General features: G+C 62.4%; 26 protein-coding genes. 16 read left to right on the top strand and 10 right to left on the bottom strand.

Annotated elements, in window-relative coordinates:
• Positions 1-8: 8 nt before the first annotated feature.
• From nosD to RYZ20_RS08410, 6 genes are read left to right on the top strand one after another with little or no spacing between them, the layout of a single operon-like run.
• Complete coding sequence (gene nosD / locus RYZ20_RS08385; protein WP_317672388.1) at positions 9-1,298, top strand: nitrous oxide reductase family maturation protein NosD; 1,290 nt, start codon at positions 9-11, stop codon at positions 1,296-1,298.
• The gene (locus RYZ20_RS08390; RefSeq protein WP_317672390.1) at positions 1,295-2,071 is read left to right on the top strand and encodes a 4Fe-4S dicluster domain-containing protein; all 777 of its coding nucleotides are present in this window, start codon (positions 1,295-1,297) and stop codon (positions 2,069-2,071) included. The genes nosD and RYZ20_RS08390 overlap by 4 nt, the downstream gene beginning before the upstream one ends.
• Positions 2,068-3,045 carry a NapH/MauN family ferredoxin-type protein gene (locus tag RYZ20_RS08395; RefSeq protein ID WP_317672392.1) on the top strand — a complete coding sequence of 326 codons (978 nt, stop codon included), beginning with the start codon at positions 2,068-2,070 and terminating at the stop codon, positions 3,043-3,045. Before RYZ20_RS08390 ends, RYZ20_RS08395 begins: the two co-directional genes overlap by 4 nt.
• 10 nt (positions 3,046-3,055) lie before the next feature.
• Positions 3,056-3,919: an ATP-binding cassette domain-containing protein gene (locus tag RYZ20_RS08400; protein WP_317672394.1), complete on the top strand. Its 864-nt coding sequence runs from the start codon at positions 3,056-3,058 to the stop codon at positions 3,917-3,919.
• 3 nt (positions 3,920-3,922) lie between these two features.
• Positions 3,923-4,420 carry a hypothetical protein gene (locus tag RYZ20_RS08405; RefSeq protein WP_317672396.1) on the top strand — a complete coding sequence of 166 codons (498 nt, stop codon included), beginning with the start codon at positions 3,923-3,925 and terminating at the stop codon, positions 4,418-4,420.
• Positions 4,417-5,316 carry an ABC transporter permease gene (locus RYZ20_RS08410; RefSeq protein ID WP_317672398.1) on the top strand — a complete coding sequence of 300 codons (900 nt, stop codon included), beginning with the start codon at positions 4,417-4,419 and terminating at the stop codon, positions 5,314-5,316. The genes RYZ20_RS08405 and RYZ20_RS08410 overlap by 4 nt, the downstream gene beginning before the upstream one ends.
• Position 5,317: 1 nt before the next feature.
• On the opposite strand, the gene RYZ20_RS08415 is transcribed toward RYZ20_RS08410, so the two are convergent.
• Together RYZ20_RS08415 and RYZ20_RS08420 are read right to left on the bottom strand one after the other, a co-directional pair.
• Positions 5,318-5,872 (bottom strand): TlpA family protein disulfide reductase, encoded by a 555-nt coding sequence (locus tag RYZ20_RS08415; protein WP_317672400.1) that lies wholly within the window; start codon positions 5,870-5,872, stop codon positions 5,318-5,320.
• On the bottom strand, positions 5,869-6,492 hold the full coding sequence (locus RYZ20_RS08420) for an SCO family protein (RefSeq protein WP_317672402.1): 624 nt from the start codon (positions 6,490-6,492) through the stop codon (positions 5,869-5,871). The genes RYZ20_RS08415 and RYZ20_RS08420 overlap by 4 nt, the downstream gene beginning before the upstream one ends.
• Before the next feature lie 120 nt (positions 6,493-6,612).
• Between RYZ20_RS08420 and RYZ20_RS08425 the strand changes: the two genes are divergently transcribed.
• From RYZ20_RS08425 to RYZ20_RS08435, 3 genes are all read left to right on the top strand, one after another.
• Entirely contained in the window at positions 6,613-7,473 is an 861-nt protein-coding gene (locus RYZ20_RS08425; RefSeq protein ID WP_317672404.1) for a bile acid:sodium symporter family protein, read from the top strand.
• Between the two features lie 117 nt (positions 7,474-7,590).
• Positions 7,591-8,382 carry an IclR family transcriptional regulator gene (locus tag RYZ20_RS08430; RefSeq protein ID WP_317672407.1) on the top strand — a complete coding sequence of 264 codons (792 nt, stop codon included), beginning with the start codon at positions 7,591-7,593 and terminating at the stop codon, positions 8,380-8,382.
• A gap of 10 nt (positions 8,383-8,392) precedes the next feature.
• Positions 8,393-9,571 carry an acyl-CoA dehydrogenase family protein gene (locus RYZ20_RS08435; protein WP_317672409.1) on the top strand — a complete coding sequence of 393 codons (1,179 nt, stop codon included), beginning with the start codon at positions 8,393-8,395 and terminating at the stop codon, positions 9,569-9,571.
• 135 nt (positions 9,572-9,706) lie between these two features.
• Here the strand turns inward: RYZ20_RS08435 and RYZ20_RS08440 are convergent, their stop codons facing one another.
• The 5 genes from RYZ20_RS08440 to RYZ20_RS08460 all read right to left on the bottom strand — a co-directional run bounded on the left by RYZ20_RS08440 (position 9,707) and on the right by RYZ20_RS08460 (position 16,779).
• Positions 9,707-11,539, bottom strand: coding sequence for a bifunctional sugar phosphate isomerase/epimerase/4-hydroxyphenylpyruvate dioxygenase family protein (locus tag RYZ20_RS08440; protein ID WP_317672411.1), 1,833 nt, complete (start codon positions 11,537-11,539; stop codon positions 9,707-9,709).
• Positions 11,540-11,771: 232 nt separating this feature from the next.
• Positions 11,772-13,568 carry a thiamine pyrophosphate-binding protein gene (locus tag RYZ20_RS08445; protein WP_317672413.1) on the bottom strand — a complete coding sequence of 599 codons (1,797 nt, stop codon included), beginning with the start codon at positions 13,566-13,568 and terminating at the stop codon, positions 11,772-11,774.
• Positions 13,568-14,974, bottom strand: a complete 1,407-nt coding sequence (locus RYZ20_RS08450; RefSeq protein WP_317672415.1) for an aldehyde dehydrogenase family protein — start codon at positions 14,972-14,974, stop codon at positions 13,568-13,570. The genes RYZ20_RS08445 and RYZ20_RS08450 overlap by 1 nt, the downstream gene beginning before the upstream one ends.
• A 30-nt stretch (positions 14,975-15,004) precedes the next feature.
• Complete coding sequence (locus RYZ20_RS08455; protein WP_317672417.1) at positions 15,005-15,844, bottom strand: sugar phosphate isomerase/epimerase family protein; 840 nt, start codon at positions 15,842-15,844, stop codon at positions 15,005-15,007.
• Positions 15,841-16,779: a hydroxymethylglutaryl-CoA lyase gene (locus RYZ20_RS08460; protein ID WP_317672419.1), complete on the bottom strand. Its 939-nt coding sequence runs from the start codon at positions 16,777-16,779 to the stop codon at positions 15,841-15,843. The genes RYZ20_RS08455 and RYZ20_RS08460 overlap by 4 nt, the downstream gene beginning before the upstream one ends.
• Positions 16,780-16,900: 121 nt before the next feature.
• Between RYZ20_RS08460 and RYZ20_RS08465 the strand changes: the two genes are divergently transcribed.
• The 3 genes from RYZ20_RS08465 (at position 16,901) to RYZ20_RS08475 (ending at position 20,229) form a co-directional block, all read left to right on the top strand.
• Positions 16,901-17,803, top strand: coding sequence for a LysR family transcriptional regulator (locus RYZ20_RS08465; protein ID WP_317672421.1), 903 nt, complete (start codon positions 16,901-16,903; stop codon positions 17,801-17,803).
• 46 nt (positions 17,804-17,849) lie between these two features.
• Positions 17,850-18,881: a LacI family DNA-binding transcriptional regulator gene (locus RYZ20_RS08470; protein WP_317672423.1), complete on the top strand. Its 1,032-nt coding sequence runs from the start codon at positions 17,850-17,852 to the stop codon at positions 18,879-18,881.
• A 139-nt stretch (positions 18,882-19,020) separates the two neighbouring features.
• The gene (locus RYZ20_RS08475) at positions 19,021-20,229 is read left to right on the top strand and encodes a CaiB/BaiF CoA transferase family protein (RefSeq protein ID WP_317672425.1); all 1,209 of its coding nucleotides are present in this window, start codon (positions 19,021-19,023) and stop codon (positions 20,227-20,229) included.
• 27 nt (positions 20,230-20,256) lie between these two features.
• Here RYZ20_RS08475 and RYZ20_RS08480 read toward each other — a convergent pair whose 3' ends face one another.
• A complete protein-coding gene (locus RYZ20_RS08480) occupies positions 20,257-21,294 on the bottom strand; it encodes a Gfo/Idh/MocA family protein (protein WP_317672427.1) in 1,038 nt (345 codons plus the stop codon).
• Positions 21,291-21,731 (bottom strand): type II 3-dehydroquinate dehydratase, encoded by a 441-nt coding sequence (aroQ, locus tag RYZ20_RS08485; RefSeq protein ID WP_317672429.1) that lies wholly within the window; start codon positions 21,729-21,731, stop codon positions 21,291-21,293. The genes RYZ20_RS08480 and aroQ overlap by 4 nt, the downstream gene beginning before the upstream one ends.
• A gap of 303 nt (positions 21,732-22,034) precedes the next feature.
• Here aroQ and dctP point away from each other — a divergent pair, with 303 nt between their 5' ends.
• From dctP to RYZ20_RS08505, 4 genes are read left to right on the top strand one after another with little or no spacing between them, the layout of a single operon-like run.
• Entirely contained in the window at positions 22,035-23,033 is a 999-nt protein-coding gene (gene dctP / locus RYZ20_RS08490) for a TRAP transporter substrate-binding protein DctP (RefSeq protein ID WP_317672431.1), read from the top strand.
• Positions 23,034-23,036: 3 nt separating this feature from the next.
• The gene (locus tag RYZ20_RS08495) at positions 23,037-23,552 is read left to right on the top strand and encodes a TRAP transporter small permease (RefSeq protein ID WP_317672433.1); all 516 of its coding nucleotides are present in this window, start codon (positions 23,037-23,039) and stop codon (positions 23,550-23,552) included.
• Positions 23,553-23,563: 11 nt separating this feature from the next.
• A complete protein-coding gene (locus tag RYZ20_RS08500; RefSeq protein WP_317672435.1) occupies positions 23,564-24,859 on the top strand; it encodes a TRAP transporter large permease in 1,296 nt (431 codons plus the stop codon).
• Positions 24,856-25,734: a shikimate dehydrogenase family protein gene (locus RYZ20_RS08505; RefSeq protein ID WP_317672437.1), complete on the top strand. Its 879-nt coding sequence runs from the start codon at positions 24,856-24,858 to the stop codon at positions 25,732-25,734. The genes RYZ20_RS08500 and RYZ20_RS08505 overlap by 4 nt, the downstream gene beginning before the upstream one ends.
• On the opposite strand, the gene RYZ20_RS08510 is transcribed toward RYZ20_RS08505, so the two are convergent.
• Positions 25,731-26,396 carry a GntR family transcriptional regulator gene (locus tag RYZ20_RS08510; RefSeq protein ID WP_317672439.1) on the bottom strand — a complete coding sequence of 222 codons (666 nt, stop codon included), beginning with the start codon at positions 26,394-26,396 and terminating at the stop codon, positions 25,731-25,733. The two genes, RYZ20_RS08505 and RYZ20_RS08510, sit on opposite strands and share 4 nt — an antisense overlap.
• Positions 26,397-26,474: the final 78 nt, after the last annotated feature.

The following is a 26,474-nucleotide window of genomic DNA, read 5'->3' on the forward strand; positions in this document are numbered from 1 at the left end:
ACCTGACCATGCGTGCCCTGCCCGCCCTTCTGACTGCTCTTTGGGCCTCGCTGGCGGCGTCAACGGCGCTGGCGAGCACCCTGCAAGAGCGGATCGACATGGCCCCCGATGGCGCCGAGATCACGCTTGAAGGGGTGAATGAAGGCCCGATCGTGATCCGCCATCCGGTGGTGATCGACGGGCAAGGCAGCGCCGTGATCGACGGCGGCAGCACCGGCACGGTCGTGACCATCGAAAGCGATGCTGTCACGCTGAAAAACCTGACAATCCGCAACTCGGGACGGCTTCATAACAAGGTCGATGCCGGGCTGCGGATCAAGGGCAATTACAACGTCATCCGCGATGTCCGCATCGAGAACTCGCTCTTCGGGATGGACCTGACGCAGGCCTCGAACAACGTGATGCGGCGCAATTATATCACCTCGAAGGACATGCCGCTTGAAATGCGCGGCGACAGCGTGCGCATTTGGTATTCGAACGACAACGTCTTTGAAGACAATCTGATCGAGCATTCGCGCGACTTCGTGATCTGGTATTCGCAAGGCAACAAGATCCGCAACAACCGCATCCGGCACGGGCGCTATGGCATCCATTTCATGTATGCCCACGAGAATTTCGTCGAGGACAACGAAATCTCGGACAGCGTGGTTGGCGTTTTTCTGATGTATGCCAATAACATCAAGGTGACGGGCAACCAGATTTTACGCTCTTGGGGCGCCAGCGGTATGGGCGTCGGCTTTAAGGAAACCTCGGGCGCCGTGGTCGAAGACAATAAAATCCTCGGCAACGCGGTCGGCATCTATATCGACCCCTCGCCCTGGGACCCGGACATGACGAACGAGTTCCACCGCAACCACATCGCCTATAACGGCATCGGGATCGAGTTCCACACCGATTGGGTGGGTAACAACTTCTCGCAAAACAACTTTATCTCGAACTTCACGCAAGTCTCGGTGCGCGGACGCGGCACGGCGCTGCGCGAGGGCTGGAACGGCAATTACTGGGACGATTACGCGGGCTTCGACCATGACGGCGACGGCATCGGCAACGCCCCATACGAGATTTACAACTACGCCGACCGACTGTGGATGGACCGCCCCTATGCGGCTTTCTTCCGCGGCGGCATCGCGCTTTCGGCGCTTGATTTTGTCGAACGGCTGGCGCCCTTCACCGAGCCGCAGCTACTGGTGCGCGAGGCCGCGCCCCTGTTCGAGCCTGTTGACCACGCTGCCTCTCGCGCCGAAACCCGCGCGCAGAGCGGCAAACCCAAAACCGCCCTGGAGATGCTGACGCAATGACCGAGGCAAACACCCCTCCCGCCGCCCCCAAGAAAAAGCGCCTGACTCGGCGCGAACTGGAACGTCGCCGGATGCTGCTGCGCTCGCTTGGTGCAGGCGTGGCCGCCGTGACGGCGGGGCTTGTCGGCTGGTATCCCGTTCACAACCGGATTTTCGACCGCCTGCGCCCGCCGGGCGCGATCCCCGAGGATGATTTTCTGGCCGCCTGCATCAAGTGCGGCCAATGCGTGCAGGTCTGCCCTGTCGAGGCGATCAAGCTGGCCGATGGCGACGAGGGCTACGGTCTTGGCGTGCCCTATATCGACGCGCGCGCACAGGCGTGCGATTTCTCCTGCGACGCAGTGCAATGCGTTCTGGCCTGTCCGACGGGCGCGCTGAGCCACGAGATCGCACGGAAGGAAGAGGTCTCGATCGGCTATGCCCGCCTTGCCCGTCCCGATAGCTGCCTTGCCGTCAAGGGCGAGGGCTTCAGGGGGCTTGCACGCGGCTATGATTTCGAGGGGCTTTTGCGCTACGAAGAGATCGACCGCTGGGACCCGCAGCCCGTCGCCTCCTATCCCTACGACCTTGATCTGTGCGACCTGTGCCTGCGCGAATGTCCGATCGAGGGGGCCATATCGCTGGAGCCCCTCTCGGATAACCCCGATGACAAGCGCCGCATCCCGACGATCCACAAATCCTGCGTCGGCTGCGGCACCTGCGAGATGATGTGCCCGACCGAGCCGGCCTCGATCATCATCGACACCGAACTGAAACTGGAGGCGCAGGCATGAAGTGGTATCTGCACAAGCTCGCCATGATGTTCGGCGCGGAGGGCCGCAAAGCGACCCCCGATGAAGAAACCGACGCCGCGCGCGAGATGAAGAAGCTCAAAAAGACCCCCGAGCAGGTCCAGAAGCGCAAAGAGATCATCGAGCACGAGCATAAGTATCCGGTCATCAGCAACAAGTGGCGCAACCTGCGCTGGCTTTCGATCATCGTGATCAATGCGATGTTCATCGTGTCCTACGCGTGGGATGTGCAGCTTGTCGAAGGAGCGCTGACCGCCTCGCGCTTCCTTGGCTTCCACATGGCCGACCCGAACGCGGCGCTTCAGGTGATGCTTGCCTTCAAAGAGGTAATGCTGAACCTTGTGATCGGCACCGTGACCGTGGTCGTGATCTGGTGGCTGGTGGGCGGGCGCGCGTTTTGCTCATGGGCCTGCCCCTATCACCTGCTGGCCGAATGGGCCGAGGCGATCCACCTGTTCCTTGCCCGCAAAGGCTGGGTCAAGGACCACCCGTTCCACCGCGGAATGCGCGTCGTGCTATGGGTGATGTTCATGGCGCTGGCTTTCCTGACCGGCTACACCGTCTTCGAATATATCAACCCCGTCGGCATCATCAGCCGCGCGTTGATCTATGGCCCGACTGTCGCCGTGATGTGGGTGATTTTCCTGCTTGGCATCGAGATTTTCTTCTCGCGTCGGTTCTGGTGCCGCTACGTTTGCCCGATGGGTTTTACTTATGGCATCACATCTGCGGCAGCACCGATCCAGATCAAATACGATCTCGAGAAATGTGTGCATGAAGGGGAGTGTCGGGCCGTCTGTCTGGTGCCGCATGTGCTCGAGATTACCAAGATGGGCTATGCTTCGGATACCACCGAATATGTCGGCCCCGATTGCACCCGCTGCGGTCTGTGTGTAGATGCCTGCCCGCAAAAGGCACTAAGTTTCACCGTCCGGGGGCTGGACAAGATCATCTGAGGACCCTGTCATGATCACCATCGACCGCCTCACCAAACGCTTCGACCGCCGCGCAGTGCTGGACGAGCTGACGCTTGCTATCGACGCGGGCGACCGCATCGCACTGATCGGGTCGAACGGGGCGGGCAAAACCACGCTGTTCCGCTGCCTTCTGGGCCATTACGGCCATCAGGGCAGCATCAGCTTTGCCGGACAATCGGGCCGCCGCCGCGCGCCTGAACAACTCGCCCGCGTGGCCTTTGTGCCGCAGCTTCCCCCGCCCTTGCGGATGCCCGTGGGCGAATTGATCGGCTTTGCGGTGAATGGCGCTGGCGCCGACCGCGAAGCAATGACCGAAATCGCGCATCGCCTTGGCATTGATCTGGACGAGGTGCGCACCCGCCCCTTTTACCGGCTGTCGGGCGGGCAAAAGCAGAAGCTTCTGGTGACGATTGCGCTTGGCCGCGCCGTGGACCTGATGATCTTTGACGAGCCAGCCGCGAACCTTGATCCGGCTGCGCGCGCGGTGTTTGTCGACCTGCTGGCCGAACGGCGCGAGGCCTCGATGCTGATTGCCTCGCACCGGCTGGAAGAGGTCGCGCCCCTTGTGAACCGCGTGATCGAGTTGGACCGTGGCCGCGTTGTGCTGGATGACAGCATGGTGGACCGGCTGCAAGCGGGCGAGTTGCGCACCGCGCATATCGTGCTAAGCCAGCCGCACGCGCCCTTCGCCGCCGCGCTGACCGCTTGGGGCTTTACCGTCGATCCGGCGGGCTTACGGTTTTCGGGCGCGGTTCCAGCGGCTGAAACCTTCCGTTTTCTGGGGCTTCTGGCCCGCTATGGCAGCCTGATCGAGCAGCTTTCGCTTGACGAGCGCCTGTCTGAAAAGGTCTGAGCTATGTGCCGCCATTGCCATATGATCGACCGCCGCAGCTTGCTTGCCCTGATGGCGGCAACGCCCGTGCTGGCCGCGTGCAAGCCGCAAACCGAAGGCCCGGAAGACATCCGCTGGGGCCGCGAGCCATGCGAGATTTGCGGCATGATTATCTCGGACCCGCATTATGCTGCCGAAGTGCGCGGCGGTCCTGAAAAGAGGCTGGTCAAGTTCGATGACATCGGGGATGCGGTTCACTGGCTCGACCAGCAGGACTGGAAGGACGATCCGGCGGTCGAGTTTTGGGTCATGGACAGCGACACCGGCACCGAGTGGCTGGACGCGCGCCAGGCCCAGTTCCGCGCGGGCGCCCTAAGCCCGATGGATTACGGCTTTGCCGCGGTGAAGCTGCCCGCCTCGGACACGGTCGATTTCACCTCGATGCGCAAAGCCGTGCTGGAGCGCGGGTTGACATGGCGCTGCCTGCCCGATGGGCAAATTGTAGGAAACACCAGCGAATGAACGCGATGAGCTTTGATCCGAACGCACAGCCGGAACCAACCCTGATGCCACGCGCCACCGATGTTCGGGGCGCGAGCCTCGGCCTTTCGATGCGCCTTGAGCTGGCGGAATCGCTGCGCTCGCGCTGGTTCCATTTCTATTCAGCCGTGGTGATCGGGCTGATGCTTTTGCTGGTCACGACCGGCATTTCGGAAAGCCGCGTGCTTGGCTTTACCGGCCTGTCGCGCCTTTTGGTGACCTATATCCAGATCATGATGGCGGTGCTGCCCTTGTTCATCGTCATCACCACCGCGCGCTCGATGGTGGGCGACCGCGAGGCGGGGAACCTTGAGTATATGCTGGCCTTCCCGATCTCGCTGAAGGTCTGGTTCTGGGGCCGGTTTCTGGCGCGTCTGGCGCTGATCGTGCTGCCGATTGCGGCCTCTCTGGCGCTGGCGGCGGGCTATGGCGCGGTGAAGGGCCACGCGATCCCGTGGACGCATATCGGCCTCTATTCCGCGCTTCTGGCTGCGCTGACGACCTGTTTTCTGGGTATCGGTTTTCTGATTTCCTCGCTCGCGCGCTCGACCGAGGTCGCCCTTGGCCTGAGCCTTCTGGTCTGGATGGTACTGGTCGCGCTGCTGGATCTTTTGCTGCTTTCGATCCTGATCCAGGGGCAGTTTCTACCTGACTTCGTGATCGGCATTGCACTGGCGAACCCGCTGCAATCGTTCCGCACCGCGTCGATGATCCTTTTCGACCCGCAGCTTATCTTGCTGGGGCCGTCATCCTATGTCATCCTCGACCACTTTGGCGTGAATGGCTATGTGATCTGGGCAACCGTCTATCCGACAGTTCTGGGCGTGGTGATGGCGGGGCTTGGCTACCTGCGCTTCTCGCGCGGCGATCTGGTCTGATCTAGAGCAGGCTGCGCAGCCAGTCCTGCGTGGCCTGATCGTCCCATTGCGCCTCGGCGGCGATGGAATGGGTCACATGCCCGTCGGGCGCGACAATCAGCGTTGTCGGCAGGTTTTCCAGCCCGAGAACCGCCTTGAGGTTCTCGCCGTCCCCCATCAGCACCGGCAGATTGTCGATGCCCAGTTCCGCAAAGAACCGCCGCACCGTCACCGGCCCGCGCCAGTCAAAGGCCAAGGGCACAACGGCGATTTCCGGCATCACCGCCGCCAGCGCGGCGACCGAGGGCATCTCGCGGCGGCACGGAATACACCACGGTCCCCAAAGGTTCAGAACCGCAAGCCGCCCCTTTGCCACCGCGTCATAGCTGGTTGGCTGGCGCTGCCCGTCGCGGATGTCCAGATCGCGGGCGTTCCCGGGCGTGCTGAAGGCGCGCGCCAAACTGGCCGCAGGCGGCGCGAACACCCCCTCCGAAGCGATCAGCGCGCGCGGGAACACAGCCGCCGCACAGGCCGCCCCGCCCGCGCGCAAAATCTGGCGCCGCCCGAGGCGCATCATTGCGCGGCCTTGTCGATCTCGGCCGCGATGTCCTTGGCTATGTCCTCGGCGCTGGTCCCATGCGGGAAGCGCTTGATCAGCATCCCCGCCGGATCAAGCAGGGCCATCGACGAGGTATGATCGACCGAGTAACGCTTGGGGTTCTCGGGGTCTTCGATGTGAAACTCGTAGCGCGCGTTGAACGCCTTGACCATGTGATCGGTATAGGCTTTGGGGCCGCGCAAAGGCACGATCCGCGTATGGAACATCGCGGCGTATTCACGCAACAGTTTCGCCGTGTCGCGATCCGGGTCCACCGTCACGAACAAGGGCACCAGCGCATCGGCCTTGTCGCCCAGAATATCCAGCATATCCCCCATCGTCGACAGCGAGGTCGGGCAGACATCGGGGCAGCCGGTATAGCCGAAATAGACCAGAACGAATTTGCCCTGATAATCCTCGTTCGTCTGCACGTTGCCGTAGGTGTCTTCCATCATATAGCGGCGCGGCATTTCGGGCAGGCCATCGGAGGCCGCCGCTTCCTCGGTCACACCAAGATCGACATGCTGGGCAAAGCCCGCAATGGGCGTTGCAAACAGCCCCGCGCAGGCGGTGGCAAGAAGGGTTCTACGGCTAAGCATCTGCGACGTCCTATGCTGAATTCACGCCGACACTAGACGCACAAACCGGTATCGGCCTTGACTTTGGTCAGAGTAAACTACGCCACAAGCAGGCAGTTCGAAAGGCAGAGGAGATCACATATGCAGCAGCTTCTATCCATTTTTCTTCCCGTCGCGATGATGATCCTGATGGTGTCTTTGGGGCTGCGGCTGTCGCCCTCGGCGCTGATGCGGGCCTTCGGGGCGCCGAAGCCCTATCTGGCGGGGCTGACGGTTCAGGTTCTGGGGCTGCCTGTGCTGGCTCTGGCGCTGGCGCAGGCCTTTCAGCTTTCCGCGCCCCTGACGTTGGGTCTGATACTGGTGGCAGCGTCGCCGGGCGGAGTGACCTCGAACTATGTCACGCTACTGGCCAAAGGCTCGGTGCCGCTGTCGGTGGCGATGACCCTGACCACAAGCCTTATCGCCCCGATCACCCTGCCGATCGTTCTGGCTGTGGCGGGAACGGTCGCGCCCGATCCGGCTGGCCTTTGGAAAATCAGCCTTGGCATGAGCGGCGTCGCCCTTGTGCCGCTTCTGATCGGCGTCGGGCTTGGCGTCTGGCTGCCGCGTTTTGCCGCCGCCCTTGCGCGCCGCCTTGATCCGGTCGCGAAACTGCTGTTCGTGCTGATGGTGCTGGCGACCTTTGCCCAGAACTGGGGTGCCATGCGCGAGGCTTTCGCCCAAGTCGGGCTGGCTGTGATGGCGCTTAGCCTTCTGGCCCCCGCCCTTGCGCTGATCACCGGACGCGGGCTGCGCCTGCGCGGGGCCGAGACACGCACGGTCATGGCCGAAGCCTCGCTGCAAAACGTCGCGATCACGATCTTCGTCGCCTCGCAGCTTGTGGGCGACCCGACGCTGGCCCTGCCCGGTCTGATCTATGCGGTCCTGATGAACATCGTCGCGCTTGTGCTGATCGGTCACGCCCACCTTGGCAGCCGCAACGGGGCCGAACAGACCGCCTGATCTTTTCCGAACCTCCCTCCTGCCCGCGTCAACTTTGTTTGGCGCGGGTTTTTTCTTGCCCATTGCAACGATATTCATTATTCAAACACTGTTCCACTTTTGGAATCAGGAGAAGCCATGTCTTTCAGCCATACCGAGCGCAGCCTGCGCGCCCTCGAAGTTCTGGCCGAAGCGCCCGAGGGGCTGCAACTGGCGCAGATCGCGGTGGAGCTTAAGATGCCCAAGCCCGGCGCGCACCGCCTCATGGCCGAGCTGATCCGCCTTGAATATGCCGCCCAAGCCCCGAACGGTGCCTACCACCTGACCCCGCGCCTCGTGTCGGTCGCCTTCCGCCATCTGGCGTGCCTTGGCACCGTCGATGCCGCGCAGCCGGTGCTGGACGATCTGGCGCAAGCCTCGGGCGAGCTGGTGCGCCTGTCGGTCACCGATAGCCAGCGTCAGGTCTTTGTGGCCAAGGCGCAGGGCGCGCGCGGCGGGCTGATCTATGACCCGCAGATGGGTGAGGCGGCGCATCTGGCCTCGATGGCGACGGGGCAAGCGTGGCTTTCAACGATGGATGATGTGTCCGCGATGCGATTGGCGATGGCACAGGGGCTTGCCGCAGCGGGGCTTGGCCCGAACGCGCCTGCCTCTCCTGCCGCGTTGCTAGACCGTCTGGCCGAGGCCCGTGCGCACGGGCTGGCCATTGCGCTTGATAGCTCTGCCCCCGGCATGTCGGCCCTTGCCGCCCCGATCTACCACCCCGCGACCGGCGCCTGCCTTGGCACGGTTTCCATCGGCGGCCCGTCTACGCGGCTTACGCCCGAACGGATCGACGCCCTGACAGATACCCTTCTCGAGGCCGCCCGCGCCCTTTCGGATCGCGTTGCCGGATCAAGCTATTTCACCCCCGCCCGCGCGGCGATCTGAGGAGAGACCTATGGACCTGACGCTCAGCCACGAGCAACGCCTGCTTGTCGACACCGTGCGCGACTTTATCGCGACCGAACTGGCACCGCTGGAAGAAGAGGTCGAACAATCCGGCGCGCTCGCCCCCGAAAAGGCAGCCGCGATTTTCCGCAAAAGCTCGGAACTTGGCCTTTACGGCATGAATATCCCCGAAGAGCACGGCGGCGGCGGGCTGTCCGCCCTCGACACCATGCTCGTCGAAGAGCAATTCGGCCGCACGACCGACATCCTGATCCGTCGCGCCTTCGGCAATGTCTACGAGGTTCTTCTGGCCTGCACCGGCAATCAGGTCGAGCGCTGGCTGCGCCCCGCCGTGCGCGGCGAGCGGGTCTGTTCCATCGCCATCACCGAGCCGGGTGCGGGATCGGATGCGGCCTCGATCACCACCAAGGCTGTCGAGGACGGGCAAGGCGGCTGGCTTTTGTCCGGCGCCAAGCATTTCATCTCGGATGGGCTTGTGTCGGATTTCTTCGTCGTCTCGGCCGTGACCGATCCGGGCAAGGGCGCGCGCGGGATTTCGCTGTTCTTGGTTGATAAGGGCTGCGAAGGGCTGACCATCGGGCGCGATCAGCCGATGATGGGTCTGCGCGGCACCTCGCATGTGGAACTGGCCTTCGATAATGTCCGTCTTGGGCCGGAAAACATGCTGGGCGCGCGGGGCGAAGGGTTCCGCATGGCGCTTGGCGTCCTGGGGCGGGTGCGTCTGGCACAGGTTGGCGCGCGGTCCATTGGCAAGGCGACGAAGGTGCTTGACCTGATGGTCGACTACGCGCGCGAACGCAAACAGTTCGGCCAACCGATTGGCGAGTTCCAACTGGTCGGCCAGATGCTTGCCGACAGCGCGCTTGAGATCAACGCCGCACGGCTGGCGCTGTGGCAAACCGCCATCGAGATTGACGAGGGAAAAGACCCGCGCACCCGCATCAGTCTGGTCAAGGTGCAGGCGGCGGAAACCCTTGGCCGCGTCGTGGACCGCGCGGTGCAACTCTTTGGCGGCATGGGGTTTTGCAAAGACCTGCCGATCGAGCGCTATTACCGCGACGCACGGATTTACCGCATCTTTGACGGCACCTCCGAGATCCACCGAACCGTCATGGCGCGTATGCTGATGAAGGGCGAATCCACGCTTTACGACCCCTTCAGCGGTTGATCCATCCGGCCCTGACAAAGCTCTCAACAGGGCCAAAACGAAGGCGCGGGAGACCCCTCTCGCGCCTTTCGCGGTGCGGTGGCGACGCCACCGGCGCGGCAAGGGGGTTCGACGCCCCCGCGCCGCGCGCGCCCCTTACAAAAGGTGCAGCGCGTCCTCGGTTTCAAGCTCGCGCAGCTGCGCCAGCATCCGCACCGGCGCATTCGCCGCGCCCATGCCGGTATAGCCGCGCCGCTCGACCACCTCGAAGAAAACCCCATTGATCGCGCGGGTATAAAGCTGGAAATACTCGCCCCCCGCATCGCGATCATAAAAGATATTCAGCGCCTTCATCTGTTCGATCAGCCCCGCATCCAGATCGAAACGGCACGCCAGGTCTTCGTAATAATTCGCGGGCACCTGCAGCACGTCGAACGGCTCCATCGTCTGCGCGAAGGCAAAGATGTCATCGCTATGGAACGCGATGTGGTGCCACGGTGCGAAGCCCGATTTCTCAAGGAAGCGCTGCGTCGTCGTGCCCGCCCCGAAGGACGCATTCAGCGAAATCCGCACAGCCCCCGTATCATTGGCCAGCGTGCGCGAATGCACCGTTCCGTGTGGGTCGAGCACATCGCGGATTTCCTCGGAGCGCATGTCAAAGATCGAGCGATAGAACATCAGCCCCGACAGGAACAGATTGGGCTGGAGCGCCTGCGCGCAATGGTCGATCCGCGAGATCAGGGCGGCGGGCACCTCTCCCGTCGGCGCGAACCCTGCGTAACCTGCGGTGGTCTCGATCGGCCCCGAGGCCAGATAGAAGACCGATCCACCCGGCCCGCGCAACACCGGCAGCCCGTAGGGAGGCTCGGCGGCCTCGCCCACGCGCTCGCCATGGAAGAGACCAATCCGCGCGTCCATCTCGTTCAGGTCGTCGACGATCACACCAAGGCCCGAGACCGACAGGCCTTGCAGCAGATAGATCGAATGGGCCAACCCCTCGGTCATCTGGTTCAGCGCGATCACCGCATCGCCCTGCCGCCACAGCGCCACCTGCCCCGCCTCATGCGTGCGCGCAAACCCCATCGCGCGCAGCAGGCTTTCCAGATCGGCGGCCTCATCCTCTTGCGCGACAAATTCGACAAACGACGGTGCGACCAGATCGGAATGGGGCTGCGTGTCGCGGCGGTGGGTCTCGGCCAGCAGGTGAAACGCCCGCATCCCGTCGCGCGCGATCTGCGAGGGCGGCAACGAGCGGATCTGGTCATTGAAGGTTTCGATCGACATCGGCGCACTTACGCCAAGCGCCAGAAGTTGGGAATAAAGTGCGGCCACGGGCAGGTTGCCCTGCCCCGGAAACAGGCGGAAGGATTGGGTCAGAAGCGCGCGATCAATCCGCGTCGTGGGCGCGTCGGCCAGGTGCACCAGTGCGATCCGCTCGGGCGGGATTTGCGCCAGAAACGCCGGATCGGTCTCCATCGCGAACAGATGCACCGCGCCAACCACAAGGCCAAGGTTCGGCGCCGCGACGTTGCGCACGACCTCCCACGCGGCCTCAAGCGTGTTGATATGCGCGGATGTCGCCAATGCCTCGTAGCCAAGGGTCAGCCCGCGATCCGCCGCCATCCGCGCAAGCTCGGCCAGATCGGCGGCAAGGACAGCGGTTTCCGCAGAGGCCTCGGGGCGGGTGTTGGCGCAGACGATCAGCATCGGCGCCCCCACGCGCCTGGCCAGATCAAGGAACCGCTCGGCACGACGCAAGGCGGCCTCGCGGGCGTCCCCCGCAAGCCCCTCAAAGTCGCGCAGGCTTTGCAGCGAAACAATCCCGATCCCCGCGTTTCGGGCAAAAACCGGAATATCCTCGGGCGCGCCCTCAAAACCGATAATGTCTTCGCGGAACAGCTCGATCCCGTCGAAACCCGCCGCCGCAGCGGCCTCGATCTTGTCTTCGAGCTGGCCCGAAAAACTGATCGACGAAATTGAGCGGAACATGTCTGTCCTCCTGCGAAGGGTTGCGGCAAGTGCCTGATTTCACCGCGAACGAAACGGCCCCGGCAGGCCACAAAGAGAGGTTATCGCCTGCGCGTCAGCCGCGCAAACCGAAAGCGAAACCCGCCGCATCCTGAAGGGAGGATGCGGCGGGCAGAGCCATGCCGCCCACGGTGGAGCGGGCAGCATGTCAGCCTTGCGCGGGGGCATTGGGCCCGCCCCCGCGCGGAGGCGATTACGAGGTCGAAACGTGCCCGACACCGCCCTCGGGCGAGTAGATGTCGAGAATGTTCCAGTGACCCGAAGTCGGCGTCGGGTTGTTGATCATCGCCACGTCGATCACCGTCGGACGTCCCGAGGCAATCGCCGCTTCAAGTGCGGGCTTGAACTCGGCCGCTGATCCCACACGCACCCCGTCCACACCATAGGCGCGGGCGATTGCGGCGTAATCGGGGGTCTGTTCCATGATCGAGTTCGCCTTCTGGAAAGTCGTCCCGTAGGTCAGATCGTAATGCGCCTTTTGCAGGCCCGCGATGGTGCCAAACGCGTTGTTGTTCATCACGACCCAGATCACGGCAAGGTTCTCGGCAGCAGCGGTCGCCAGAACGGCGGGGTTCTGGCCAAAGCCACCATCCCCCACCAGCGAGATCACCACGCGATCAGGCGCAGCCACCTTGGCACCAACAGCTGCGGGCGGGCCAAAGCCCATCGTCGCGAAACCGCCGGGGATCAGGATCGAGCCGGGGGTATAGATGTCGAACTGCTGCGCGACACCGTTCTTGTTCCAGCCCACATCCGAGGTCAGGATCGCATCGCGCGGCATTGCCTCGCGCAGGTCCGCCAGAATGCGCTCGGGCATCATCGGGAAGGCATCCGAGGCCTGCATCGCGGCATTGCGCGCTTTGAACTCGGCACGGAAATCCCCGATGGCCTTGACCAGATCGGCACGTTGCACACCGTTCGGCGCCATTTCCTTGGCGACGCGGGTCAGCACTTTCAGCGCGGCCTTCAGGTCAGCCACCGCACCAATCTCGACCGGATAGTTGCGCCCGATTTCCTGCGGTTCAATGTCAAGGTGGATAAGCTTGGTCGCCCCTTCCCCGATGTTGAACGTGTATTCGGGATACCACGAGGAGCTATCCGCCTCTTTGAAGCGACTGCCAAGCGCGATGATCCAGTCGGCGTTGAGCGTTTGCGCGTTGGTGAACTCGGTCCCCCAGAAGCCCGTCATCCCCAGCACCAGCGGGTGATCATCCGGCAGGCAGCCCTTGCCCATCAGCGAATGCGCCACCGGAATTTGCAGGTGGTCAACAAATTCGCGCAGCTCGTCCCATGCTTTCGCCAGCGCAACACCGCCGCCCGCATAGATCACCGGACGCTCGGCGCTTAGCAGCGCGCCGATGATTTCACGCGCGGTTTCGTCGTCAAGCGAGGGCTTCTTCAGAACCTTGGTATTGGCGTTCTGTTTCTCCCACAGGACGTTCGGGATCTGCGCCGAGAAGTAATCCATCGGCACGTTGACCAGAACCGGCCCCGGCTGGCCGCTCTCGGCCAGTTGGAACGCCTTTTCCATGATCTCCGGCAGCAGCTCGGGCGTATCGACGCGCCAGGCGCGCTTTACGAAGGGGCGATAGATTTCATATTGCGAGCCATCGGCGTGCAGGTTCACCTCCTGATGGGGGTGCTTGCCGTAGTAATAGCTCGGGATGTCGCCCGCGATCACCACCATCGGGATGCAGTCCAGCGCCGCGTTGGCAACACCGGTCGCCGCATTGGTCAGGCCGGGCGAAAGGTGCGACAGAACCACCGACGCCTTACCTGTGACCCGCGCATACCCGTCTGCCGCGTGGGCCGAGATCTGCTCGTGGCGCACGCTCACGAACTCGATCCCGCTTTCGGCCATCGCCGCCAGAACGGCGATGTTCGTGTGTCCGCACAGACCAAAGACGTGACGCACGCCGCGGCCCTCAAGATAGCGGCAAAGCTGATTGGAAATCAGGTCCTTGCCCGGTTCAATGTTCTTCGTCGCCATTACATCACCTCGGTGTTGTAGAACTCGCCAAAGAGTTCTTCGTCAGAGGGGCGGTCAGCCGCAATCGGGCGCGCCACCCAGGTCACATTCATGTAGTGCTTGAGAGAGACGTTCTCGTTCGTGATGTTGCCCCCCCAGATGCCGCAGCCAAGGCTGGAGGTCATCGGCATACCGTTTTCGAACGAGCCAGCGTTCGCTTTCGATTGCGGCTGGCGCACCATGACGCGGCTCACCGGCGCGTTCATCGCGTGACGGATGATATGATCCTCGTTGAACGAGTAGATCCCGCACGAATGGCCCTTGCCGCCGACGTTGTAGATCGCGCGGACCTTGGCAAGCGCATCCTCGAAATCGGCCGCCTTATACAGAGCCATCGTGACCGAGAGCTTCTCGCCCGAGAACTTGTGCTGGTAGCCGATCTCGTCTTGCTCGACCATCAGGAACTTACGATCCGCAGGGATCTCGAAGCCTGCGAATTCAGCGATTTTCTGCGCGGCGATTGCCACGGTCTCGATGCGGCGGCCGCCATCCTCTTTCCACAAAGCCTTGGCCAGCAGTGCTTTTTCGTCAGCGTTGCACAGATAGCCGCCCTCTTTGACCAGCGCCTCTTTCATCGCGTCATAGATTTTCGAGTGGATCACAAGGTTTCCATCCGCCGAGCAGCCCGACCCGAAGTCCGAGGTTTTCGAGATACGCGAGTTCATCGCGGCTTCTGCGATGTCTGCGTCCTCGTCGATCACCATGGTCGCATTGCCCGCGCCCACGCCGTAGGCCGGCTTGCCCGAGGAATAGGCCGCCTGCACCATCGGCTTGCCGCCGGTGGCCATGGTCAGATCGCAGTTTGCCATCAGGTAATCGGTCAGCGGGATCGAGGGGTTCTCGACGCACTGGAAAATGTCCCGCGGCGCGCCCAGTTTCGCCAGCGTCTCACGCATCACGCGGACCATCTCGAAGGTGGTCGCCTTGGCGCGCGGGTGGGGTGAAAAGATCACCGCATCCTTGCACTTGATCGCGTAGATACCCGTGACCGGCGGGGTCAGCTCGGGGTTGGTGGTCGGGATCAGCGAGGCGATCACACCAGCGGGTTTGGCGATCTTGGTCAGACCCTTGACCGGATCTTCCTCGATGATGCCGACCGACTTACCGCGCAGCGCATCACGCAGAACACCAAGGATCTTGAAACGCTTGCCAGCGCGGCCAGCACGGTCACCGATGCCGCTTTCATCAACGCCCATCTGGGCGATGCGGACAAAGGTGGTCTCGTTGCCGCAGTTCCAGCCAAGCGCGCGGGCAAGGCGGTCAACCTGCTCCTGGTCATAGTCCTTGATTTCTTCCATCGCGGCGCGGGCGCGGGCGATCAGGTCGTCGGTATAAGCCATTTCTTCGGAGGTAAGTTCACGGGCCATTGGGGTTTCCTTGTCTATAGGTCGGGCCGCTCAGGCGGCAGAGGTGGCGCGAACATCCGCGCCGTTGTCAAAAAAGCGTTTGGCGCCCTCAAGGCAGCGGCGCGCGTGTTCCGTGTGGCCGTATTGGGCCGAGCGCGCCGCATTGGGCAGTTCCAGCGAGATCGCCGCATCCGGCAGCGCCGCCGCGATCAGCGGGAAGGAGATCACACCCTCGCCCGGATAGAGGCGGGCGTCGCGGGCGATATGGATCATCTCTTCCTTGTTGTAGGCGACGTGATCGGTGTCGCAGACATGCAGAAAATTGACCCATTTCTTCGGCACACGGGCCAGATCGGCCAGCGTGCCGCCGGTGAAGTGGTGGTAAAGCGTGTCGATCAGCAGCCCCTGGTTGGGGCGCGCCGCCAGACGCAGAACCTCCAGCGCATCGTCGATGCAGCACAGACGCGAGAAGGCGGGGTATTCAAGGTTCACCGTCAGATCGTATTGCGCCGCCAGATCGCAAATCTCTGCAAAGCGCTCGACGACGAAGCCTTTATCGTTGCGCACATCGGTCCAGGCCGACGAGATCACCTGACGCGCGCCAAGCTCGGCACCCGCGGCGAAGGCGCGCTCATAGGCACTGGCGGGGGTGGCGCGCAGGATGCGAGCCAGTTCGATGTCATAGCAGGTCAGCCCTGTATCATTCAGCGCGGCCTTGGTCGCCCGCACGACCTGCGGATCGCACGGATCAATATCGGGTTCACCGGCCACACCCATCTGGATCAGGCGAAAGCTGGCGGCGTCATAACCCGCCTCATGCGCGATATGCACCTGCTCGACAGGCGTCACACCCGGCACGGTCAGATAGGCAAGCGAGTAAATCCGGCTCATGCGCAGGCTCCCAGGTCTTCGGTTCCGGCATCGCCGGGTTGGTTGATGTGCCCCATACGTCCGGGCAGGCGACGGCCCAGCATCTCTTCGGCGCGGGCAATGGCGGGTTTGAGCGCCCGCCAGTCGATCCCCGTCGCCATCCCCATCTCGGTCAGGGCGAAAACGGCGTCTTCGGTCGCAATATTTCCGGTGGCTTTCGGAAGGAACGGGCAGCCACCAAGCCCGCCAAGGGCCGCATCAAAAATGCGCACGCCCGCCTGAAGGCCGGCCACCATATTCGCCAGCCCTAGCCCGCGCGTGTCATGCAGGTGGAGCGAAAGCTGGACCTCGGGGCGGATCACATCACGCACCACGCGACACAGGTCGAAAATCTGACGCGGGTTCCCCAACCCCGAGCTATCGGCAAGGTTGATCTCATGCGCGCCAAGGTCGGACCACTGGCGCGCAATATCCAAGACCACAGCCGGATTGATCTCGCCTTCAAAGCCGCAGCCAAAGGCCGACTGGATACCGGCACGCACCGCAACACCCTCTGCCAGCGCCTTCTCGATGACAGGCGCGATGCGGGCACGGGCGTCCTCGACCGAGCGGTTGGTATTCTTCATCGAATGGGTTTCCGAGGCCGACACCGAAATCGACAGGTGCTTCACCCCCACATCCAGCGCACGATCCAGCCCCGCCTTGTTCAGGATCAGCGCGGTGTAGGTCACCCCCGCTTTCGGCGTGATGCGCGAAAACAGCTCATCCGTGTCGGCCATGGAGGGCACCCACTTCGGATGCACGAACGAGCCAAGCTGGATACGGCGACAGCCCGCAGCCTCCAGGTCGGTCAAAAATCCCAGCTTTTCTTCGATGGAAAACAGGCGCTTTTCATTCTGCAAACCGTCGCGCAGAAATTCGTCCTCGATCAGGACATCGCCTTTCAGATCGTACACGGCATTCCTCCCATAGGGCTAACCCTTTGAAAGAACGATACCCGCAACAGAAACTAACAACAAATACCACTCTGGACGCCGGTGTAGCCTTTATGTTAATTTCTGAAAAACGGAGGACGCCATGCTGACGCTCAGACAGATCGAAGTGATCCGCGCGATTCTGATTACCGGCACTGTGAAAGGGGCTGCCGATCTGCTGGGCGTCTCGGCGCCCGGTATCAGCCGCGTCATGAAGCACACCGAAAGCCAGCTTGGGCTGCGGCTGTTTTCGCGCGCACACGGGCGCTTTGCCCCCACCGAAGAGGCCCGTCACATCTTCGGCCAGATCAACGAGGTCTTCACCAAGGTCGAGAACCTTCAGGAATCGATCGACATGCTTAAACGCGGCGAAAGCCGGATTTTCGCCTTCGCCTCGGTGCCCTCGATCGCGCAAAGGATGCTGCCGAACGCGGTCAAACGCCTGCGTGAGCGCTACCCTGATCTGCGCATGACCATCGACCAGACAAAGATCGAAGAATCCATCGACTACCTTCTGCTGCGCAAGGGAGAGCTGGTCGCCAATTCGTTCAAGATCGACCATCCGGGGTTGATTTCGCTGCCGATTGGCACAGGCCGCGTGATGGCCCTTTTGCCCGAGGATCACGAGCTTGCCGCCGAGGAAACCGTCTCGGTTCACGATCTTGCGAAAAACCCGATGATCGGGATTTCACCGACCGACCCTTATGGCACGATCATCTCGCGCCCCCTGCGCGACGCGGATCTGCCGGTCGAGTATCAGATCGAAGCGCGTTTCGGGCAGACGGTGCAGGCGCTTGTGAAAAAGGGGATGGGGGTTGCGCTGATCGACGAGTTTTCGGTGGCCGACCAGAGCCTTCCCGGTCTTGCGGTGCGCCCCCTGCGCGAGCCGACGACCTTCCGCACCTATGCCGTCGTGAATGCCGAGGCGCCGCGCTCGATCTTTGCGGAAACGCTGATTGATCTGCTCAAGCAAGAGATGCGTGCCGTCACCTCGCGCAAGCACTAGGGAAATTCTTGGCATCGGCGCAGTTTTGAGGCATCAAATTGATCTTATGACCGATCAGATGCCTCCAAAGCCCCGAATCGTAGACATCGCCCTGCAAGCAGGCGTCGGCACCGCCACGGTTGACCGCGTGCTGAACGGGCGGCCCGGCGTCAAGCCGAAGACCGTGCAAAAGGTGATGGAGGCCGCACGGTTTCTGGAAGAAAGCGGCGGGCGCCCGACGGTGCTGGCCCCTACCCCCGCAGGGCTGAAGCTACGCGCCTTTCTGGGTGGCTCACCGGGGTTCGCGAATGAGATTCTGGCGCAGGCTCTGCGCGAACGGGCGCGCGCGGCAGGGTTTCCGCTACGCCTTGAGTTTGTCCGCCGGACCGAACCGGCAGCACTGGCACAGGCGCTTCTGGACTGCGGGACCGATGGCACCAGCGGCGTGATTGTGCAACCGGTCGAGCACCCTTTGGTGCGCGATGCGCTCGCAACACTGGCGGCAAAAGGCGTGCATATCGCGACCGTCCTGACGCAGATCCCCGGCATCGACGGGCTTGGATATGCCGGACTGGACAACCGCGCAGCCGGGCGTGTCACCGGACAAATCCTTGGTCATATCATTGGAAAACAAGGTGATATTGCGATTTTTCACTCGGATGCCCTCTATCGCAGTCATGAGGAACGCGAGGCGGGGCTACGCTCGATCCTGCGCGAAGATTTCCCGATGGTCCGCATCATCGAGACCGCCTCGACCGACGACAACCCCGCTGAATGCCTGCGCATGACGCATGACCTGATTGCCCGTCACCCTGACATTTCCGGCATCGTCAATTTCGCAGGCGGCAATCGCGGGATCGAGCGGGCCTTGCTGGACGCAGGCCGCGCGCAGGACATCACCTATATCGCCTTCAACCTGACGCCGCTCACCCGCAAGGCGCTGATCGAGCGGACGATTGATGTGGTTATCCATCAGGACATGGGTCGGATCGCGGAATCGGCGCTCTCTGCCCTGCTGAGCGCCCATCAGGGCGCACCGATGCGGATCACGACCGTCCACGCCGAGCTGATCCTGCGCGAGAACTTGCGCGATATATGATCGCCAAATGATGCATCAATTTATATTATGATGCATTATTTTGGATTTTGCGTCATAAGAAGGCGGCAAACTCATAGTTGCGGATTGGGCACCTGGCGGGCAGCGGATATGCCTAAGAAAACGCACCGATGAGGTTCCCATGACCGACCTTCCGCTAAAAGGCATCAAGGTTATCGACTATTCGCATTTTCTGGCCGGCCCCTTCATGAGCCGCACGCTGGCTGCCCTTGGGGCCGATGTGATCAAGGTCGAGCGCCCGAAAACGGGCGACGCTGGCCGCGCCAGCCCCACGCAGAAAGACGGGATCTCGGGGTATTTTCTGCAGCAGAACATGGGCAAGCGCGGGCTTTGCCTTGATCTGCGCCACCCCAAGGCGGTCGAGCTGATGAAGCGCCTGACCCGCACGGCGGATGTTTTTGTTGAAAATTACCGCCCCGGCGCGCTGGCAAAATTCGGTCTGGGCTATGAGGATCTGGCCAAAGACAACCCCGGTCTGGTCTATGCCTCGGTCTCGGCGTTCGGGCACACCGGCCCGCTGTCGGAACGCGCGGGCTTTGGCCTGATTGCCGAGGCGATGTGCGGCGCGATGTCGATCATCGGCAAGAAGGGAGAGGCTCCGCCCCTGTTCCGAATGCCGCTGGCCGATATGTATACCGGCATCCACGGCACGGCGGCGATTATCGCGGCGCTTTATGGGCGCGAAAAGACGGGCCTTGGCCAGCACATCGACCTTGCGCTTTATGACTGCATGGTCTCGATGCACGACTACGCGCTTCAAGGCTATCTGATGTCGGACGGCCAAAACCTGCCCGAGCAGACGGGCGACAACCTGCCTGACTCAACGGTTTACGGCTGCTTTGCCGCGCCCGATGGCTATCTGGTGATCGCCGCGCAGGTCGATGATACATGGATCCGGCTGGCGAGGCTGATCGGAGGCGACGCACTGGCAAATGACGCGCGCTTTATTGGCGCGGCCAACCGCAACGCCCATAACGCCCAGGCGATCGCGCTGGTCCGCGACTGGTGCGCCGCGCAAGAAAGCCGCGCCGCGATTTTGCAGATGCTTGATGCGGCGGGTGTGCCTGCGGCCCCTGTCCAGACGATCGACGAGGTGGCGAATGATCCGCAAATCGCCGCGCGCGGTATGATTATCGAACAAGACCACCCCAAGCTTGGCAAGGTTCGCCTGCCCAACCTGCCCTTCCGCTTTTCGGGCTACGATCTGGGGGTGCCCAAAGCCGCGCCGGAGTTGGGCGAGGACAACGCCTCGATCGCGCAAGAGCTTGGGTTTTCGGCGGATGAGATTGCCGAAATGCGGGAAACGGGCGCGCTGTATCAGGACAGCTAAGGCGGGGGCCAAGCCTCCCCCGCCCCTTTATTCACCCAGAACCACGCGCTGCCCCGTGGCCGCAGAGCGCTGCACCGCCTCGATCAGTTCGATCGTGCGCAGCCCCTCGCGCCCCGACACAAGCGGCGCCTCGCCGTCACGAATGACGCGCGCGAATTGCTCGGCCTGCAAAATCAGCGGATCGCCATTGCCGCGCGGGCTGTAGCGCGCGGTCAAAGGCTCCCACCAACTGCGCTTGGCCGGATGGCTCCAGACCCGCCCCGAGGGCAGATCAAGCGAGCCATGCGTGCCGCCGATCTGGTAGCAGGCCTGCTGCGTCGGTGCGTAGGCGGGGTTCTCGCCCGTCGTCAGCTCCCACGACCACGGCGCCACAATGCTATCCGAGATATTCGCCGTGCCAAGCGCGCCGTTTTCGAACTCGAAGGTCAGCACACAGGTCTCTTCGATCTCGTGGCCCCTGATCGCGTTCGAAGTCACCGCCTGAACCGCGCGGACCTCGCCAACAAGGTGGCGCATCAGGTCGAAGTCATGCGCAAGATTGGTCAGGATCGGACCCGCGCCCTTTTTGCGGCGCCACTCGACATCGAAATAATCGTCGGGTTTCATCAGCCAGAACATCGCGTGAGCCGAGACGATCCGCCCCAAGGTGCCCGCCTCGATCTCGGCCTTCGCGGCCGCAATCAGCGGGTTATGGCGACGGTGATGCCCTGTCAGCAGCGGCACGCCCGCGGCCTCGGCCGCTTCGACCATTCGGCGCGCCGCAGCCGTATCTGAATCCAGCGGCTTTTCGACCAGAGACGGAAGCCCTGCCTCGATACAGGCCATCCCTCCCGCCGAATGAAGCGCCGTGGGCGTGCAAAGATAAACCCCGTCGCAGGCCCGCGCCGCGATCAGCGCGTCAAGCGTCGGGAAATGCGCCACGCCAAGTTTCGCCGCGAAATCAGCCGCCTGCGGGGCCGGATCGACAATCGCCGACACCCGCGCCCCGTCGGCTTGCGCGATTGCGGCTGCGTGGCGCTGACCGATCAGCCCCGCGCCCGCAATCGCGAACCGGACCCCGGTCATTCAGCCAGAACCGAGCACGCCCGCTGCACGCAAAGCTCGTAACCCTGCACACCAAAGCCCGCCATCACGCCATCGGCGCGCATCGAGACATAGGAATGGTGGCGGAAGCTCTCGCGCTTGTGCACGTTCGAGATGTGGCATTCAAAGACCAGGCCGTCGAAGGCGTTGAGCGCATCAAGGATCGCAACCGAGGTATGTGTATAAGCGCCGGGATTGATGACAATGGCGCAAGCCTCTTCGCGGGCCTTGTGGATCAGCTCCACGATGCCGCCCTCAAAATTCGACTGGTAAAGCGCAACCTCGAAGCCGCGCTCGGCAGCGACAGCGGCGCAATTACGCTCGACATCCTCAAGCGTGTCATAGCCGTAGATCTCCGGCTGGCGCTTGCCCAGCAGGTTCAGGTTCGGGCCGTTCAGGATGTAGATCAGTTTGCTCATGGGTTCCTCCCCTAAAGAAGCAGATGCGCCCGGCGAAAACCGGGACCGTTGCAGAATTCGTAAACCACCTGCCCCCGTCTGGCGAGGGCATTGGAAGAGGTTAGGGATGCCTTTTTGTTACATCTCCAATATCTGATCTCAAAATAAACGATTATTTTTATAATTTCATTATTATGACAGATAATTAATTTCATCAATCTGCATAAGATATTTTCTGGACAGATCGACTCGAATCCTTCACCCTCCGCAACGCGCCCCTTTGGAGGAAGGGGAATCCGACATTTTCAACGGGAGGAACCCTTGATGACCGCTACCTTCACCCGCCGAGCCATTTTGGCTGTGACCGCCGCCGCGACGCTTGCGGTTTCAACGGGCGCCTCGCTGGCTGACGGCAAAACCCAGTTGCGCCTGTCATCGGTGAACTCCGAGACCGACCAGCGCGCCATCGCTCTGGTCGAGAAATTCGGCCCCGCTATTTCCGAATTTGCCACCTTTGAACCGCACTGGAACGGCACGCTGTTCAAGCAAGGCACCGAGCTGGAAGCCATCGCCCGCGGCAATCTGGAAATGGCGATCACCTCGGCGCAGGAACTGGCCGAGTTCTTCCCTGAATTCTCGATCTTCTCGGCGGGCTATGTGCACCAGTCGGCCGAACATCAGGTCCGCGTTTTCAACGCGCCGCTGATGGATGCATTCAAGCAAAAGGTCGAAGACGAGCTGGGGATCAAGCTGCTCGCGGTGATGTATCTGGGCAAGCGCCAGCTGAACCTCAAGGGCGACAAAGCGGTCAGCGCCCCCGCCGATCTGGCGGGCGTCAAGCTGCGGATGCCCGGCTCGGAAGCCTGGCAATTCCTTGGCCGCGCGCTTGGCGCCGCGCCGGTTCCGGTCGCTTTCACCGAGCTTTACACCTCGCTCCAGACCGGCGCGGTGGACGGGCAGGACAACCCGCTGCCGACCGTTGTTGACGCCAAGTTCTACGAGGTTACCAACCAGATCATCCTGACCTCGCACCTGGTTGACCTGAACTACATCGCGATCTCGAAGGCCGCTTTTGACGCGATGACGCCCGAGCAGCAGGCGACCGTCACCAAGGCTGCGGAAGACGCCGCCGAGTTCGGCCGCCAGAACCAGCTCAAGAAAGAGGGTGAGCTTCAGGCGTTCCTCGAAGAGAAGGGCATCAAGTTCTCGACCCCCGATGTCGCCGCCTTCCGCACCAAGGTGCAGGCCGACTATCTGGCGTCGGATTACGCGGCAAGCTGGCCCGAGGGCGTTCTCGACCAGATCAATGCGCTTGGCGACTAAGCGATGAAACGGCTGACCCACTTCCTCGGAATGGGCGCGAATATGGTGGCGGCGGGGATGCTCGCCGCCATCTTTGCAACCTTCCTGATCCAGATCGCGGCCCGGTATCTGCTGACGCAGTTCGGGGTCCAGCTTGAGCTGGGTTGGACGATCGAGCTGAACCTGACGCTCTGGCTCTGGCTGGTTTTATTCACTTGCGCCTTTGTCCTGCACGAGCGCGACCATGTGAAATTCGACCTGATCTATTCCCACGGCTCGATGCGGCGCAAACGGGTGTTCGCCGTGCTTTCGGCCCTGTCGATCATCGTCGCACTGATCGCCGCGATGCCCGACACATGGGACTACGTCAGCTTCTACAAGATCAAGAAATCGCCCACGATGCGGATCAGGCTGAACTATGTGTTCTCGATCTACCTTGTCTTCGCGGGCGTGATTGCGTTGCGCTATGGCTGGCGCCTGATCGACGTGGTCCGCGGGCGCGATCTGACGCGCGATGACCGCGATATTCTGGCGGACTGACGGGGGACGATATGAGCTTTGCCTTCGCGATCTGTCTGGCCGTCCTGTTTGGCGTGGCCGCCCTTGGGACGCCCATCGGCTATTCGATGCTGGTGGCCTCGATTGCCTATCTGGCGGCCTCGGGAGCCGACCTGTCACTGGCCGCCGAGCAACTGATCCAGAACATCTATACCGGCTACATCCTGCTCGCGGTGCCGCTGTTCATCGTCGCCGCCAATATCATGAACGCCGGCGCGATTTCCGACCGCCTGCTGGAGTTCTGCATCGCGCTGGTCGGGCGGTTCCGTGGCGGGATGGGTTATGTGAATATCGCCGTATCGCTGATCTTCGCGGGCATGTCCGGCTCGGCGGTGGCGGATGCCGCTGGCCCCGGCAAGATGATTATCGGAATGATGACCAAGGGCGGGCGCTATTCGCGCGGGTTTGCCGCCGGCATCACGGCGGCCTCGGCGACCATCGGGCCGATTGTGCCGCCCTCGATCCCGATGGTGATGTATGCGCTGATCTCGGACCAATCCATCGGTTATCTGTTTCTGGCGGGCGTCGTGCCAGGGTTGCTGATGGCGCTGGTGCTGGCGGTGATGAACTACGTTCTGGCCAAGCGGGGCGAGTTGGTGCGCGAAGAGCCTGTGCCGTTGCGCGAGCTGCCGCGCCTGACGCTGCGCGCGATCCCCGTTCTGTTCATGCCGGTGATCCTTTTGGGCGGGATCTACGGCGGCGCCACCACACCGACAGAGGCCGCCGCGATCGCTGCCCTTTACGCGCTTGTCCTCGCCATGGTCTTTTACCGCCAGCTTAGCCTGCACGGTCTTGGGCAGGTGTTCTCGGAAAGCGCGCGCCAGGCGGCAACAGTCGGCATCGTCATCGGCTCGGCGCTGATCTTCAACTACATCGTTGCGGCTGAGCGTATCCCCGATGCGTTGGCGGGCTTTCTGGCCGGGATCAACCTTGGCCCCGTCGGCTTTATGGTGCTGGTCAATATCCTGCTGCTGCTTTTGGGCACGCTGCTGGACGGAGGAACCATCATCCTCGTCGTGCTGCCCCTCTTCATTCCTGCCGCCCGTGCGCTTGGCATCGACCTGATCCATTTCGGCGTCGTGGCGGTTGTGAATACCATGATCGGGCTGGTGACACCTCCCTATGGCATGTTGATCTTCGTGATCAATGCCGTCACTGGCATCGCGATCAAGGACATCATTCGCGGGGTCCTGCCCTTCCTTGCCGCCTTGCTTATGGCTTTGGTGGTTTTGGCGGCTTTCCCGGACCTCATTCTATTCCTCCCCCGACTGCTTGGATACCAAGGATGACCTCTCAACCCTCTTCCGCCTGTTCTCCTGCCCGGTCTTTCCGGCTTGGCCTTATCGGCGGCAATATCAAAGAAACCCGCTCTCCGATCCTGCATATCTCTTGCGGGCTGTCGCACGGGCGCAATGTCACTTACGACCTGATTATCCCCGCCGAGCGGGGCGAGGAATTCGCGGCCCTGCTGAAGCAATGCGAAGAGGCCGGCTTTGACGGTGTGAACATCACCTACCCGTTCAAGGAAGAGGCCGCCAGGCTGGTGCCTGCGGGCGATCCGGTGGTGGCGGCGATGGGATCGGCGAACACCATCAAGTTCACCCCGCAAGGGCCGCGCGCCTTCAACACCGATCACTCGGGGTTTGTGGCCGCCTATCATGCACGTTTCGGCGCGGTCCTGCCCGGTCGTGTGCTGATGCTCGGCACGGGCGGTGTTGGTCGCGCGGTGGCCTTTGGTCTGGCCGATCTGGGCGCCTCCGAGATTGTGCTGTTCGATCTGGACGCCAGCAAGGCCCAAAGCCTCGCCGCGGCGGTCGAGGCCCATGCGCCGGTGAAGGTCACGCTGGCCACGCCCGAGATGCTGCATGATCTGACAGGCTTTGACGGTGCGATCAACTGCACCCCGCTTGGCATGGTGGGGCGTGATGGCTCGCCGCTGCCCGCAGGTGCAACGGGGGCTTTGCGGTGGGGGTTTGACGCTGTCTACACGCCGATCGACACCCAGTTCCGCGCCGAAATCGAGGCGATGGGCGCCGACTTTCTGAACGGATACGAGCTGTATTTCCATCAGGGCATTGATGCGTTCGAGATCTTCACCGACCTGACGGTTTCCGAAACCGCCTGGGTGCGCTCGATCATCACGCACAGCCCCGCGAAACGCTAAGCCTGTTCTGCGCTCTGGTCTCTTTGCGCGGCCAGAGCGTGTTTGACCCCGCCCTCGATGTGGCGGGCCAGAACGCCCTTGGCCGTTGCGACATCACGCGCCAGTGCCGCCTCTTTCAGGTGCAGATGCTCGACGCGCGAAATCTCGCCGCGATCTGTCAGGAAGAGCATCTGGTAGCGCAGATATTTGTCGAAGACCATCGCATGAACCGCCATCAGCTCCTGCGAGCCGCAGGCGGAAATCAGCGTCTGGTGGAACTCCCAGTCATAGCGCCGCCAGTCGTCCAGCGTGGCAGCGTCCTTGACCCCCGCGCCCTCGACCCGCGCCAGCTTGTGATGGGCCGCAACGACGCGCGCCTCCCACTCCATATCACCGTTGCGGATGGAATGCTCCAGCGCGTCCATCTCGATCAGGCGACGCAGGCTGGCCAGTTCCAGCAGGTTCTCGGCCGAGATCGGCGCGACCGCGAAACCGCGCTGGTCCTCTGCCACGACAAACCCTTCAGAGGCCAGCCGGTTCAGCACCTCGCGCAGGGTAGGCACCGAGGCGCCATAGCTCGCGCGCAACTCGTCCAGCCGCAGCTTTCGCGACGGCGCCAAACGCCCGAAAATGATGTCCGCGCGCATCTGCATAAAAACGGATTGCGCCAAAGAATGCGACATTTTGCGGCCTCCCGGCCCTGAGTATAGAAAGCCCGGCCCAGCCTCGCCATGAAAATCTGACAAAATCGGAAAAATCAA

It is taken from the genome of Pseudothioclava alba, assembly GCF_033100795.1.
Taxonomy (GTDB): Bacteria; Pseudomonadota; Alphaproteobacteria; order Rhodobacterales; family Rhodobacteraceae; genus Pseudothioclava.